The following is a 13,456-nucleotide window of genomic DNA, read 5'->3' on the forward strand; positions in this document are numbered from 1 at the left end:
GACGGAGGGGCGCACCCTCTGCAGGATTCGCCCCTCCGGGGAGTGCGTCGGCTCAGTGCGTCGGCTCAGCCCTCGGCCTTCGAGGGCTTGCCCTCGGCGGGCAGGACCTCGTGCGGGGTGTCGCGCTCGTCCTCGCCCTCGGCCTGCGACGGCTTGTCGGACTGGTCGTCCGGGTCCTCGACGGGGCTCGGGGTCTGGTCGCTCATCGGAGTCCCTCCGGCTCGTCGGACGTGGCGGACGGCTCGGGGTGCGCCTCGAACTCCATCCAGGCGCGGTCCAGATCGGCCTGCGCCGACTCGGGCTCGCTGGCGAAGTAGCCGTCGTAGATCGCGCGGCCGCCGTGCTCGGGCAGGTCGTCGCGACCGCCGAAGGCCTGCGCGAAGCGGCCGACCTCGTCGTCCCTCTTCTGCTGATCCCGCAACCAGGCGGGGAAGGTCTGCGTCATGGTGACACCTCTCTCTCCTGTCCTCCAGCCAATCCCCCGCCGCGGATCCGGGCAAGCCCTTCCGCCGCGGGCCTCAAGGGGCCAGGCTCCGCCCTGGAGGGGACGGGCTCCGCCCTGGAGGAGCGGCGCTCCGCCCTCTAGAGGACATGTCCGCTACAGGGCGCCCCCGCCCCCGCCGCGGAGGAGAGCCGGCCCCTAGCGTGAGCCCGTGACCGACCCCGCTTCTCCGCGCCCCGCCCGCACCGCCGCGGGTCTGCGCCGCACTCTGCTCGCTCTGACCGCGACCGTCGCGCTGCTCGCCGGCACCGCGGCTCCCCTCGCCTCCGCCGAGCCGGACCCGGTGCCGGTCGGGAACGACCACCTCGCCAACGGCGTCGCCGCCTGGGGGCGCTACCTCAACGGGGAGTGGGACGTGCCGGCGGGCATGTCCGACCTCACGGACGTCGCGAGCAGCTACAGCCACACCCTCGCGCTCCACACCGACGGGACGGTCGAGGCCTGGGGAGCGGATCTGGAGGGCGAGCGGGACGTGCCGGCCGGGCTCCGCGAGGTGACCGCGATCTCGACCGGGTACCTCCACAGCATCGCCCTCACGATGGAGGGGACGGTCGTCGCGTGGGGCGACGACCGTCAGGGCCAGACCGACGTCCCGGCCGGACTCGGCGGCGTGACCGCCGTCGCCGCGGGCAGCTACCACACCCTCGCTCTGCGGGGCGACGGGACCGTGGCGGCCTGGGGCTCCGATCAGTTCGGAGCGACCGACGTGCCGGCGGGTCTCTCCGGAGTGGTCGCGATCGCCGCGGGCGGCTGGAACAGCCTCGCGCTGCGCGCCGACGGGACGGTCGTGGCGTGGGGCGGCGACGACAGGGGCGCGTACACCGCCCCGGCAGGCCTCCGCGACGTCGTCGCCGTCTCGGTCAGCTACTCCCACAGCCTCGCCCTGAAGCGGGACGGCACCGTCGTCACCTGGGGCGACCCCGCCGACTCCGGCTTGCCGCGGGTCCCCGCCGATCTCGGCGGCATCACCGCGATCGCCGCCGGCATCGGCTTCAGCGTCCTGCTGACGTCCGACGGCACCGTCGTCTCCCTTCACCCCGACGGCGACACGGAGCTGGACGTCCCGGCCGGGATCACCGGCGCCACCGGCATCGCGGTCGGCTTCAACCACGCCTTCGCGATCGGCCCGCTGCCGACCCTCACCGCCGACACCGCCGAGACGCTCGTCAAGACCGGGACCCGCTACTCCGCGACCTTCACGGCGTCCGGCCCGGCCGCGACCTTCGAGGTCTCGTCCGGCGCCCTTCCCGCGGGGGTGACCCTCTCGCCGGAGGGCGTCGTCTCGGGCAGGCCGACCACCGCAGGCGACTCCACCTTCACGGTGAGCGCGCGGAACGCGTACGGCACCACGGCCGGCGTGCCGCACACGGTCACCGTGGTCCCCGCGAACACCCCGCCCGTCGTGACGGTCGCCTCCGCCACCGACGGCGCCTCCTACGAGAAGGGCTCGGAGCCGAGGGCCGCCTGCGCGATCACGGATGCGGAGAGCGGAACGTTCAGCGAGGAGGCCGTCGTCACCGGCACGCTCGTGAACGGCCTCGGCACCCGCACGGCGACCTGCACCTGGACCGACCCCGGAGGACTGACCACGACCGCCGCCGCGACCTACCGGATCGTCGACACCGGCGTCCCCACCATCGCCGCGACGACCGCGCCGACGGCTCCGAACGCCGCGGGCTGGTTCCGCTCCCCCGTCTCCGTCGGCTTCTCCTGCGCCGACGGCAGCGGCTCCGGGGTCCGCAGCTGCACCCCCGCGCGGATCCTGCGCGAGGGCCCCGGCCAGAGCGTCACCGGCACCGCCGTCGACAACGCGGGCAACCGCGCCACGACGACCCGCAGCGGCATCGCCATCGACACCACGAAGCCGCGGCTCTCGTTCACGTCGAGGCCCGAGGGGTCCTACCCCTACGGCACGGTGCTCCCGGAGGCGCGCTGCCTCGCGGACGACGCGCTCTCGGGCCTCACCGGCGACTGCGTGATCACGGGCGGCGGCCGCTCCGTCGGTCCGCACGTGTACCGGGCGACCGCGACCGACCGGGCGGGCAACGTCTCGACCTTCACCGCGTCCTACACCGTGACCCCGTGGACGATCGGCGGGCTCAGCACCTCGGTGAAGAGCGTGGCCGCCGGAGCCGCGACCGGCATGACGTTCCAGGTGACCTCGACGTCCTCCGCGGGAACGTTCCGCCACTCCGCCCTCGCCGACGTGCGCAGCGTCACGCAGAAGCAGACCTCCTGCACCGCCGGCGCCGTCCTCACCGGAGCGCCGACGACCACCCTGACCGGACGCCTCCGCTACGACACCGCGACGAACCGCTACGTGAAGGCGTGGACGGTGCCCGCGAAGCGGGGCACCTGCTGGACGCTGACGGTCACGACGGCGGACGGCAGCACGGGGAGCGCCCGGTACTCGGTGAAGTAGCGGCGGAGGACGGCCGCCGCGGTCCGGTCAGGCTCCCGCCGCGGCGTACCGCTCCGCGAGCACGCGGAACGCGGCGGCCAGCTCGGGCGGCTCGGCCCCGGCCATCGGAGCGTCGAACCGGCCGAACGACGCGGCGAGCGCCTCCCACGACCAGGCGCCGAGGGCGAGTCGGCAGCCCGCGTCGCCGAGGTCCTCCACCTCCCCGTCGCCCGCGTAGGGCAGGACCTCGGCGGCGGGCGCCTCCAGCACCACCGAGCCGCGGCACGGCCACCCCTCCCCGGGCGCTCCGCCGCGGAACCGCGCCTCCAGGAACTCGGCGGGACTCCGGACCGGCAGCGCCCGGCGGCGGAAGCGGGCACCGCGGGGTGAGCGCGGCTCGAGCCGGTCGACGCGGAACACCCGCCAGTCGTCGCGGTCGAGGTCGAAGCCGATGAGGTACCAGCGGCCCTGACGCGCGACCAGGTGGTGGGGCTCGACGCGGCGCACCGCCTCCGCGTGCGCGAAGCGGAGCACCTCCGAGGCCCGGACGGCCGCCGCGACAGCGACCAGCCGCTCCGAGGGGACCGCGGGAGCCGGCGCCGCCGCGACCGTGAAGCGCAGCGCATCAGCTCGGGGCCGGAGCCGGGCGGGCAGGACCTGCCGCACCGTCGCCAGCGCACGGGCCGACGCCTCCTCGAGCCCCGCGATCGGCGCGCGCAGGGCGGCGGTGAGGGCGAGCACCTGCTCGTCGTCGAAGAGCAGCGGCGGGAGCTCGGCGCCGGCCTCGAGCCGGTACCCGCCGTCGGGGCCCTTCGCCGCGTCGATCCGGTAGCCCATCGTGCGGAGTCGGTCGACGTCGCGACGCACCGTGCGCGGCGCGATCCCCAGGCGCTCGGCGAGCACTCCGCCCGGCCAGTCGCGGCGGGTCTGCAGGAGGGAGAGGAGCAGGAGGAGCCGCTCGGTCGTCGTGGGCACGTCCCGAGGGTATTCCGAGAAGAGGACCGTCACCGTCCTCTTCTCCTGGGAGCGTCGGGGCACCGGGTGATCGACCCGGCACGACTGCGAGGAGCGCACCATGAGCATCACCACGACGACCCACCTCAACTTCCGCGGACAGGCCCGCGAGGCACTGGAGTTCTACGCCTCGGTCACGGGAGGCCGGGTCGACGCGATGTCCTACGCGGACGCGAACGCTGTCACCGCGCCCGACGAGGCCGACCAGCTGATGTGGGGCCAGGTCGTCTCCGAGGCCGGCTTCCGCGTCATGGCGTACGACGTCCCCGCGCACACGGCTTACGACCCGGGCACGATCCCGGTGTTCGTGTCGCTGCGCGGCTCCGACGCCGACGAGCTGCACCGCCTCTGGGACGGCCTCTCGGAGGGGGCGGCGGTCGTCGTGCCCCTGGCCCCGGCGGCCTGGTCGCCCCTCTACGGGATGCTGCGCGACCGCTTCGGAGTGACGTTCGTCGTCGACCTCGAGGTCGCCTGGAGCTGAGGCCCGCGGGCTCGGCGGCGGGGCGCGTCCCACTGCGGACGCGCCGGCCGCCGACTCGGTACGCTCAGCACCGGATCCGGTCGGAGGGACGCTGCATGCTGGAGACGATCTCCGAGGCCCTCTCGCTGGTCACCCTCCCCCTCGGCGTGCTGTTCCTGCTCGCCGCGTTCGTCGCGGCGCTGATCGACGGACGCTGGCTGACGACGACCGCCTACCTCGAGGAGGGTCCGCCCCTCGCGCTGCACTGGGTGACCCGGGCCGGCGAGGTGCGAGCGCGTCCGCTGTCCGCCGGGGACCCGCTGACGCCGACGCGGTCGGACCAGCGGGAGGTGCACTACCGCGAGGAGGATCCGCACCGCATCCGCCTGCACCGCTGGAGCGACGCGGTGCGGGCGCTGCGCCTGACCGGCCTGATCCTGCTCGGGGCGGGCGTCGTCCTCGGGATCCTGTCGACGGTGCTGGCGGTCCTCGCCTAGGCGGCGCCCCGTGCGCGAGGATCGGACCCGTGGATGCGGAACGGGTTCTCGGAGACGGTCGGGCCGACGGGGTGTGGTGCCGGCTCGGGGAGCCGCTGACGGTCGCGCAGATCGCTCGCGGCGGGCCCGCGTGGCTGTGCCTGGACGCGCAGCACGGCGCGTTCGACGACGCCGCGGTCCTCGCCTCCCTGCGCGCGCTCGGCGCCGTGAGCGGGAGGCCGCCCGTCGGCGTCCGGGTCGCCGGGCTCTCCGACGCGCTGATCGGCAGGGCGCTCGACGCCGGAGCGGACGTCGTGGTCGTCCCGATGATCGAGACGGTCGAGGAGGCGCTCGCGGCCGTCCGCGCCGCGCACTACCCGCCGCTCGGCCGCCGCAGCTGGGGTCCGATGTCCGATCTCTGGGGCGCCGCTCCCCCGTCGGCCGCCGAGGCGCGCACCGCGCTCTGGGTCATGATCGAGACGCAGGCCGGCCTCGACGCCGTCGATCGGATCCTCGCGGTGCCGGGCGTGAGCGGAGTCTTCGTCGGCCCGTTCGACCTCGCGATCGGCCTCGGATGGGACCTGTCCGACCTGCTCGCCGCGGACGGACCGGACGACCCGCTGCCGAGGATCGCCGCGGCGGCCCGGCGCGCGGGCAAGGGTGCCGGGGCCTACGCGGGCGACCGCGAGCGCGCCGGGCTGCTGCGAGCGCTCGGCTTCCCGAGGGTCGCGGTCGCGACGGATCAGTCGCTGATCGCGCTCGGCACCGCGGCGGCGCTGGACGCGGACGCCGCCGATTCCGGCTGCTGAGCCCGAGGCCGGGAACGGGGCCGGACGCCGGTCACCGGCGAGCGCTCCCGCCGGGGGGATGCACGGGCTCCGGCGGCTCGGGGACGAAGCGGAGGCCGCCGGCGGAGTTCGCGAGATCGGTGAGCGCCGAGATCCAGGCGGGGTTGATGCGGGGCATGCGGCCGCCGGCGTAGGTGTAGCGGAGCGTGTGCGAGGGGTGCAGCCAGATCGCGCTGCGGCCGTCGCTCATCCCGTTCTCGTCGCGCCAGGTGAGCAGGCACGACTCCCCCCGGCGCAGCTTCGCGGTGAGGACGATCTGCAGGTGGGCGAGCACCCGGTCCTCGACGTCGATCTCGACCGATCCGTCGTAGTGCAGCTTCCCCATCGGCGTCTCCCGGCCTCGTCCTCGGAGGACGGGCGCGCCTCCGGCCCACCATCCTCGGGTGTCGTCCAGTGACCCGTTCGGGGCGGCGACAACCGGCGGATCAGCTGGTATCGGCGAATCCGCTGGTCTCGACGGGGCGGGGCTCAGGCCGGCGGGTTCGCCGCCATGAAGTCGCGCATCGGCAGCAGGTTCTGGAGAGGCGCGAAGTACCCGAAGCGGGGCAGGTCGAAGACCACTCCCGCGACTCCGGAGGACCCCATCGCCGCGATCCACTCGAGCGCGGCCGGCATCGGCACCTTCAGCACGCGCGACGCGTCCTCGTCGGAGAGGCCGGCGTGCAGCGCCCCGGCGCGGGCGCGCTCCCCCGTGGTGAAGGCGAAGACCATCGGCCCCGACTCCAGGCCGCCGACGAAGGGGGTGGGCGCGTCGTCCGGCCCCCGCGCGATGAAGCACCACATCGGCAGGGCGTAGACGCTGCGCCAGAGCGCGTCCATCGCCGCGAAGCTCTCGGGGTCGGCGCGCAGGGCCTCCGCCCGGGCGTCGATCTCGACGGTCTGATCCATGGGGCTCCCCTCGGCGCCGGCGATCGGCGCGGACCTCCACGCTAACGATGCTCCCGCTGGGCCGCACCCGCGATCGATCCGTCAGCAGCGGCCCGTCCCCGCGGCGGGCACGGGCCGCAGACGACGGATGGGTGCGGTGGTGGCTGTGCGAGCCGTCCGCTGATCCGCTCGGCCACTGGCCCCGTCCAGGCGGTTAGGTTAGGTTAACCTTCGCAACCCCCACCACCCCCTTCGAAGGATCGCCGTGCCCGCCACTCGCACCCCCCTCCGCCTGACCGCCGTCGCCTCGCTCGGCCTCGCCGCGCTGCTGCTCACCGCCTGCTCGGGAGGAGCCGACGCCGGCTCCGAGGGCACGTCCGAGAGCAGCGCCGCCGAGAGCGGCGAGGGCTTCCCCGTCACCGTCGACCACGCCTTCGGCAGCACCACCGTCGAGTCGGCCGACCGCGTCGTCGCGACGAGCTGGACCAACCAGGACGTGGCGCTCGCGCTGGGCGTGACCCCGGTCGGCTTCACCCGCGCCTCCTACGGCGACGAGGACGGCGACGGCCTGCTGGTGTGGACGAAGGAGGCGCTCGACGCCTCCGGCGCCGAGACCCCGACCCTGTTCGACGAGACCGACGGCGTGCCCTTCGAGGCGATCTCGGACCTCAGCCCGACCGTGATCCTCTCGGCCTACTCCGGCATCACCCGGCAGGACTACGACACCCTCAGCCAGATCGCCCCCACCGTCGCCTACCCGGGCCTGCCCTGGGGCACGACCTGGCAGGACTCCGCGAAGCTCGACGGCGCCGCGCTGGGCCTCGAGGACGAGGCCGTCGCGAAGGTCGGCGAGATCGAGAGCGACATCACGCAGACCACCGCGTCCTACCCGCAGCTCGCGGGCACCACGTTCATGTACGGCTGGTACGACCCGACCGACGCGAGCACCTTCACCTACTACACGCCGAACGACGCGCGCGTGAAGTTCGTCGAGGACCTGGGGCTCGACGTCGCCCCGAGCGTCGCCGAGCTCTCCGGCGACTCGGAGGCGTTCAGCGGCACGATCAGCTCCGAGAACGCCGACCAGCTCGACGCCGACGTGCTCGTCGTCTACGGCGACGACACGACCCTCGCCGCGCTGCAGGCCGACCCGCTGCTCTCCAAGATCCCGGCCGTCGAGCGCGGCTCCGTCTACGTGCTGGAGGACGGCTCCTCCGCCGCCATGGCCACCTCGTCGCCGAACCTGCTCAGCATCCCGTGGGTGCTCGACGAGTACACCGCCGGCCTCGCCGAGGCCGCCGACAAGGTGTCGTGACCCGCACCGCACCCACCCGGAAGACGAGGGCGACCGCGCTGGCGGTCGCCCTCGTCGCGCTGGCCGTCGCCTCGGTCCTCTCGCTCGTGTACGGCTCCCGCGAGATCCCGCTCGGCGAGATCTGGCCGGCGCTGACCTCGCCCGATCCGGCGTCCATCGTCGACGCGGCGGTGCAGGGGCGGGTGCCGCGGACGGTCCTCGCGATCCTGGTCGGCGCCGCGCTCGGGCTCGCCGGAGCCGTGATGCAGGGCCTGACCCGCAACCCGCTCGCCGATCCGGGCATCCTCGGCCTCAACTCGGGCGCCTCGCTCGCGGTCGTGCTCGGGATCGCCGGGGTCGGCGCGACGAGCCTGCCGCAGTTCATCTGGCTCGCGTTCCTCGGAGCCGCCGCCGCCGGGGCGTGCGTCTACGCGGTCGCGTCGCTCGGCCGCGAGGGCGCCACTCCGCTGAAGCTCGCCCTCGCCGGAGCCGCCACCGCCGCCGCGCTCACCTCCCTCATCAGCGCGGTCCTGCTCACCCAGGAGACCACGCTGAACCGCTTCCGCTTCTGGCAGGTCGGCGGAGTCGGCGGCGCCGAGACCGCGAGCATCCTGCAGGTCCTCCCGTTCCTCGCGGTCGGCGCGGTGCTGGCCCTCTCCAGCGCGCGAGGGCTCGACGCCCTGGCGCTCGGCGACGACCTGGCGACCGGCCTCGGCCGGCGCGTGGGGCGCATCCGCCTGGTCGCGGGGCTCGCGGCCGTGCTGCTCTGCGGCGCCGCGACCGCGATCGCCGGACCGATCGGATTCATCGGCCTGGTCGTCCCGCACCTCGCCCGCCGCGTCACCGGCCCCGCGCACGCCTGGCTGCTGCCCTCCTCCGCTCTGCTCGGCGCCCTGCTGCTGCTCGTCGCCGACGTGGTCGGCCGCGTGGTCGCCCGGCCGAGCGACGTCGAGGTTGGCATCGTGACCGCGCTGATCGGCGCCCCGGTGCTCATCGCGATCGTGCGCCGCTCGAAGGTGCGGGCGCTGTGAGGACCGCGGAGGCGCCCGCCGCGGTCGGCATCGCGGCCGGCCGCACGCTGCGCCGTCGGCGCACGGTCATCGGCTGCGCGGTCCTCGCGGTGCTCGTGCTGGCGCTCGTCGTCGTCTCGCTCACGGTCGGCAGCACGGTCTACTCGGTGCCGGAGGTCGTCCGCGTGATCCTCGGCGAGACCGTGCCGGGCGCCTCCTTCACCGTGGGCACGCTGCGGCTGCCGCGCACCATCACGGCCGTCCTGGTGGGCGTGGGCTTCGGGATGGGCGGCGTGATCTTCCAGACGATGCTGCGCAACGCCCTCGCCAGCCCCGACATCATCGGCATCACCTCGGGGGCGAGCGCGGCGGCCGTCGTCGCGATCGCGTTCTTCGGGCTCTCGGGCGGCGCGGTCTCGGTGATCGCGGTCGCGGCCGGGCTCGCGACCGCCCTGATCATCGCCGGACTGGCCGAGGGCGGCGGAGTGATCGGGGCGCGGCTGATCCTCATCGGCATCGGCGTCGCGGCGATGTTCCAGAGCGTGATCGCCTACGTGCAGACCCGCGCCGACTTCGAGGACGTCCAGGAGTCGCTGCGCTGGCTGACCGGCAGCCTCAACTCGGCCGCCTGGCCCTCCGTCCCGCCGCTCGCGCTGACGATGCTCGTGCTGGTGCCGCTGGCGCTGCTGCTCTCGGGCCGGCTCGGCGTGCTGCAGCTCGGCGACGAGTCGGCGACCGCGCTCGGGCTCGACGTGCGGCGCAGCCGGCTGGCCCTGCTCGCGGTCGGAGTCGGCCTCGTGGCCGTCGCGACCGCCGCCACCGGCCCGATCGCGTTCGTCGCCTTCGTCTCGGGGCCGATCGCGCGGCGGATCCTGCCGAGCGCGCGCACGCTGCTGATCCCCTCCGCCCTGGTCGGCGCGGTCGTGGTGCTCGCCGCCGACCTGCTCGCCCAGTACGTCGTCGGCGCGCTGTTCTCGGGCGCGCGCTTCCCGGTCGGCGTCGTCACCGGCGCCCTCGGCGCGCCCTTCCTGCTCTGGCTCCTCGCCCGCCGCAACCGCTCCGGAGGCTCCCTGTGACCGACGCCCCGCCCACCCTCGCCGCCGACGCGGTCACCCTCGCCTACGACGAGCGCGTCGTGGTCGACGGGCTCTCGCTCGCCGTGCCGCCCGGCCGGATCACGGTGATCGTCGGCGCGAACGCCTGCGGCAAGTCGACGCTCCTGCGCGCGATGGCGCGGCTGATCACCCCGCGCTCGGGGAGCGTCCTGCTCGACGGGCGCGCGATCCACCGGCTCCCGACGCGCCAGGTCGCGCAGCAGGTGGGGCTGCTGCCGCAGACCCCGATCGCCCCGGAGGGGATCGCCGTCTCGGACCTGGTCGCCCGGGGCCGCTACCCGCACCGGGGCCTCTTCGGCCGCGGCTCCGGATCGGACGACGACGCGATCGTCGAGGAGGCGCTGCGCGACACCGGCACGCTCGAGCTCGCCGACCGCCCCGTGGACGAGCTCTCGGGCGGGCAGCGCCAGCGGGTGTGGATCGCGATGGCCCTCGCCCAGCGGACCGACGTGCTCCTCCTGGACGAGCCGACGACCTACCTCGACGTGTCGCACCAGGTCGAGGTGCTCGACCTGCTCACCGACCTCAACCGCTCGCGCGGGACGACCATCGTGATCGTGCTGCACGACCTCAACCTCGCCGCCCGCTACGCCGACCACCTCGTCGCCGTGCGCGACGGAGCCCTGTACGCCTCGGGCACGCCCGCCGAGGTGGTGACGCCGGAGACGGTGCGCGCGGTGTTCGGGATGGAGTCGCGCGTGATCGAGGACCCGGTCTCGCGGACGCCGCTGGTGCTGCCGATCGGGCGCCACCACTCGGGCTGAGCCCGGCCGGTCAGACTGAGCGGTCAGGCCGGGGCCGCGGCCAGGGAGGCGCCGTCGACGAGCGTGCAGCGGAGGAGCTGCTGCTCCCGTCGCGCGGGGTCGCCCTCGATCAGGATCTGCACGGCGCGGCGGCCCATGTCGCGCCGGGGCAGCTCGAAGCCGGCCTGCCAGCCGGTGCGGTCGGCCGATCCGGAGAGCGACACCAGCGACAGGTCGCCCGGCACCGCCACCCCCTCGGCCTCGGCGGCCTCCTGCAGGAGGACGAACTGCTCCTCCTGCTCGGCGAGGACGACCGTGACGCCCTCGGTGGCGATCCGGCGGATCCACTCCCGCGGCGACGCCTCCGGCCCCGGCACGAGGTGGAGGAAGCCGTCGCCGAGCTCGGCCCGCGCGCCGGCCATGCGGTCGGTGTACGACTCGACGCCCTCGCCGTGGCCGGCGTAGGCGAAGCGTGTGTGGCCGAGGGCGCGCGCGCAGGAGATCAGCTCGCGGACGATCGACGCGTAGTCGGCGGCCACGTAGGGCACGGGCCCGCCGGCGTCGTCGCGGCGGCCGATGCTGACGAACGAGAAGCCGCTCGCGTTGACGAACTCGAGCTCCTCGCGGGGCATGCGCTGCCCGAGGAGGATGCAGGAGTCGGCCAGGCGCAGCCGGGTGGTGCCGCCGCTGAGGCCGCCGCGACGGCCGCCGACGCGACCGCTGGTCAGCAGGAGGAGGTCGATGTCGCGGTTCTGCGCCTCCTCCTCGATGCCGGCGAGGAACGGGTGGAAGAAGTCCTCGCGGTCGAGCGGGAACAGGCTCTCGTAGGTGTAGACGCCGATCATGCCGGTGCCGACCTGCTTGAGGCGGCGCGCGATGGGGTCGGCGACGTACCCCGTCTCCTGGATCGCCTTGAGGATCCGCGCCCGCGTCGCCTCCGGGACCCGGGCGAGCTGCTCGCCCTTGTCGTTGAGCACGAACGACACCGTCGTCTGGCTGACTCCCGCGAGACGCGCGATGTCCTTCTGCGTGATCCGCGGCACCCGGACACCCCCGCTTCATCCTGGTAATAGGTATTACGTCTTGACCTCAGGCTACCGATGACGAAGGATCGCCGTACGCCCATCCGGGGCGAGAGAGGGCGGAACGTCGACGATGATGAATCCCGCAGACCCAGACAACCAGACCACGGCCTCCCCGAGGCCCGATCGGCAGCACAAGCCCGATCAGCAGCCCGAGCACGATCCGCAGCGCAGGCCCGACAACTCGCGCCGCCTCTTCCTCGCCGGGGGCGCCGCCGCCCTCGCCGGCGCGGCAGGGGCCGTCGGCGCCGCCACTCCGGCCGCCGCCGCGCCCCCGGCCGACGCTCCCGGGCAGAAGAAGCGCCTGAGCGTCACCGAGGGGCCGATCTCACCGCTCGACAAGGAGTTCCGCTGGGACGACCGCGCCGGCGCCGACAACACCCGCGCGGTGCAGGCGGCCATCGACAAGGCGATGACCGCTCCGGGCGGCGAGGTGTCGCTGCCCGCCGGCGAGATCCGGGTGACGGGCCTCGCGGTCGACTACCGCGGCTACCCGGTGCAGCCCGAGAACGGGCCGCCCTACGGCTACGCCGGGCCGAAGATCGTCGGCGCCGGCATGCGCCAGACGAGGATCGTCCAGATCGAGGGCTCGACCCGCGACATCTTCACCGTCTCCGGCCAGACCGGCGACGCGGCCGGTCCCGCCAACAACAACAAGGCCACCGGCGTCGTCCTCGCCGACTTCGAGATGACGGGCACGCCCTCCGGCGGCCACGGGATGTCGCTGCGCTCGCTGGTCAACTGCGAGTTCCGCAACCTGTGGATCCAGAAGACCGGCAAGTCGGGCATCTTCCGCGAGCGCGCCACCTTCGTGTCGGGCGTCGACGACGAGTACTCGTACGCCAACTCCTGGAACAAGATCAAGATCGTCGCCCCCGCGGGCTGGGGCGTGGAGGACTCGGGCAAGGCCTCCATCGGCGGCTCGATGACCAACGTCGAGGCGATCAGCCCCGGCCTCGGCGGCTTCCTCCTCGCGCCGACGAACATGACGCTACTCGACTGCCAGGCCATCGGCGGCACGGTCGGCCTCCGGTCGATCCGCAACGAGAACCGGCGCTCGGTCAACTCCGGCCTGACCCTGATCAACTTCCGCTCGGAGGGCTCCCGCGACGGCTGGGAGGTGCTGATCGAGGCCGGCACGAGCCACATGATCGTGAACCCGAACTTCTTCCCGACCTCGGGCGCGAACTGCCTCGGCGTCGGCCTGACGAACGGCGGAGCGGACTTCGAGGTGCGCAACCTCACCGTCCTCGGCGGCTTCTACGGGCTCAGCCTCGGCCGCTTCCCGCAGCAGAAGGCGATCGTGCTGGGCAGCGACTCCTCGCAGACGCGCCTCGTGAACCCGTTCATCGAGCGCGGCGCCGCGGGAGTGGACGAGGGCTCGCTGATCGTCGACGACGGACGCCTGACCTCGTTCGAGCTCGGCCGCGGCCGGGTGGAGCGCGCGGCCGGCTACACCACGATCGCCCGCGCCCCCGAGACCATCCCGACCCCTCCGGCCGGGCAGGTCAACGAGGGCTGGGAGCGCTCCGGCGACACCTGGCGGAAGGTGGCCGTCTTCCCCGACGGGCACCGCGTCGTCATCGCCTCCTGACCCCGGGCGGCGGCGCCCTCCGCGCCGCCGCCCTCCCCCACCGCACACGG

The 13,456-nt window shown here is 74.3% G+C and carries 15 protein-coding genes; 9 read left to right on the forward strand and 6 right to left on the reverse strand.

Features of this window, described 5'->3' with window-relative positions:
- Positions 1-65: 65 nt before the first annotated feature.
- On the reverse strand, positions 66-206 hold the full coding sequence (locus C5C54_RS18050) for a hypothetical protein (RefSeq protein ID WP_159940045.1): 141 nt from the start codon (positions 204-206) through the stop codon (positions 66-68).
- Entirely contained in the window at positions 203-445 is a 243-nt protein-coding gene (locus C5C54_RS14880; protein WP_104227148.1) for a hypothetical protein, read from the reverse strand. Before C5C54_RS14880 ends, C5C54_RS18050 begins: the two co-directional genes overlap by 4 nt.
- Before the next feature lie 208 nt (positions 446-653).
- Between C5C54_RS14880 and C5C54_RS14885 the strand changes: the two genes are divergently transcribed.
- Positions 654-2,924 (forward strand): PxKF domain-containing protein, encoded by a 2,271-nt coding sequence (locus tag C5C54_RS14885; RefSeq protein ID WP_104247746.1) that lies wholly within the window; start codon positions 654-656, stop codon positions 2,922-2,924.
- A 27-nt stretch (positions 2,925-2,951) separates the two neighbouring features.
- Here the strand turns inward: C5C54_RS14885 and C5C54_RS14890 are convergent, their stop codons facing one another.
- A complete protein-coding gene (locus C5C54_RS14890; RefSeq protein WP_258063344.1) occupies positions 2,952-3,878 on the reverse strand; it encodes a YafY family protein in 927 nt (308 codons plus the stop codon).
- Between the two features lie 100 nt (positions 3,879-3,978).
- Between C5C54_RS14890 and C5C54_RS14895 the strand changes: the two genes are divergently transcribed.
- From C5C54_RS14895 to C5C54_RS18060, 3 genes are all read left to right on the forward strand, one after another.
- Positions 3,979-4,398, forward strand: a complete 420-nt coding sequence (locus C5C54_RS14895; protein WP_104288671.1) for a VOC family protein — start codon at positions 3,979-3,981, stop codon at positions 4,396-4,398.
- A gap of 95 nt (positions 4,399-4,493) precedes the next feature.
- Positions 4,494-4,874: a hypothetical protein gene (locus C5C54_RS18055; protein WP_181127908.1), complete on the forward strand. Its 381-nt coding sequence runs from the start codon at positions 4,494-4,496 to the stop codon at positions 4,872-4,874.
- 29 nt (positions 4,875-4,903) lie between these two features.
- On the forward strand, positions 4,904-5,662 hold the full coding sequence (locus tag C5C54_RS18060; RefSeq protein ID WP_181127909.1) for an HpcH/HpaI aldolase/citrate lyase family protein: 759 nt from the start codon (positions 4,904-4,906) through the stop codon (positions 5,660-5,662).
- A 31-nt stretch (positions 5,663-5,693) separates the two neighbouring features.
- On the opposite strand, the gene C5C54_RS14905 is transcribed toward C5C54_RS18060, so the two are convergent.
- Positions 5,694-6,026, reverse strand: coding sequence for an ATP-dependent DNA ligase (locus C5C54_RS14905; RefSeq protein WP_104224304.1), 333 nt, complete (start codon positions 6,024-6,026; stop codon positions 5,694-5,696).
- A 143-nt stretch (positions 6,027-6,169) separates the two neighbouring features.
- Positions 6,170-6,589, reverse strand: coding sequence for a hypothetical protein (locus C5C54_RS14910; RefSeq protein WP_104224305.1), 420 nt, complete (start codon positions 6,587-6,589; stop codon positions 6,170-6,172).
- A 244-nt stretch (positions 6,590-6,833) separates the two neighbouring features.
- Between C5C54_RS14910 and C5C54_RS14915 the strand changes: the two genes are divergently transcribed.
- The 4 genes from C5C54_RS14915 to C5C54_RS14930 are packed head-to-tail and all read left to right on the forward strand — an operon-like array spanning position 6,834 to position 10,751.
- Complete coding sequence (locus C5C54_RS14915) at positions 6,834-7,883, forward strand: iron-siderophore ABC transporter substrate-binding protein (RefSeq protein WP_181127910.1); 1,050 nt, start codon at positions 6,834-6,836, stop codon at positions 7,881-7,883.
- Positions 7,880-8,893, forward strand: coding sequence for an iron ABC transporter permease (locus C5C54_RS14920; RefSeq protein ID WP_104288673.1), 1,014 nt, complete (start codon positions 7,880-7,882; stop codon positions 8,891-8,893). The genes C5C54_RS14915 and C5C54_RS14920 overlap by 4 nt, the downstream gene beginning before the upstream one ends.
- Complete coding sequence (locus C5C54_RS14925; RefSeq protein WP_104261585.1) at positions 8,890-9,948, forward strand: iron chelate uptake ABC transporter family permease subunit; 1,059 nt, start codon at positions 8,890-8,892, stop codon at positions 9,946-9,948. Before C5C54_RS14920 ends, C5C54_RS14925 begins: the two co-directional genes overlap by 4 nt.
- Positions 9,945-10,751: an ABC transporter ATP-binding protein gene (locus C5C54_RS14930; protein WP_104224308.1), complete on the forward strand. Its 807-nt coding sequence runs from the start codon at positions 9,945-9,947 to the stop codon at positions 10,749-10,751. The genes C5C54_RS14925 and C5C54_RS14930 overlap by 4 nt, the downstream gene beginning before the upstream one ends.
- A 23-nt stretch (positions 10,752-10,774) precedes the next feature.
- Here C5C54_RS14930 and C5C54_RS14935 read toward each other — a convergent pair whose 3' ends face one another.
- Complete coding sequence (locus C5C54_RS14935; RefSeq protein WP_104288674.1) at positions 10,775-11,773, reverse strand: LacI family DNA-binding transcriptional regulator; 999 nt, start codon at positions 11,771-11,773, stop codon at positions 10,775-10,777.
- A 112-nt stretch (positions 11,774-11,885) separates the two neighbouring features.
- Between C5C54_RS14935 and C5C54_RS14940 the strand changes: the two genes are divergently transcribed.
- Positions 11,886-13,406 (forward strand): hypothetical protein, encoded by a 1,521-nt coding sequence (locus C5C54_RS14940; protein WP_104288675.1) that lies wholly within the window; start codon positions 11,886-11,888, stop codon positions 13,404-13,406.
- Positions 13,407-13,456: the final 50 nt, after the last annotated feature.

The organism is Rathayibacter sp. AY1F2 (assembly GCF_002930885.1).
Taxonomy (GTDB): domain Bacteria; phylum Actinomycetota; class Actinomycetes; order Actinomycetales; family Microbacteriaceae; genus Rathayibacter.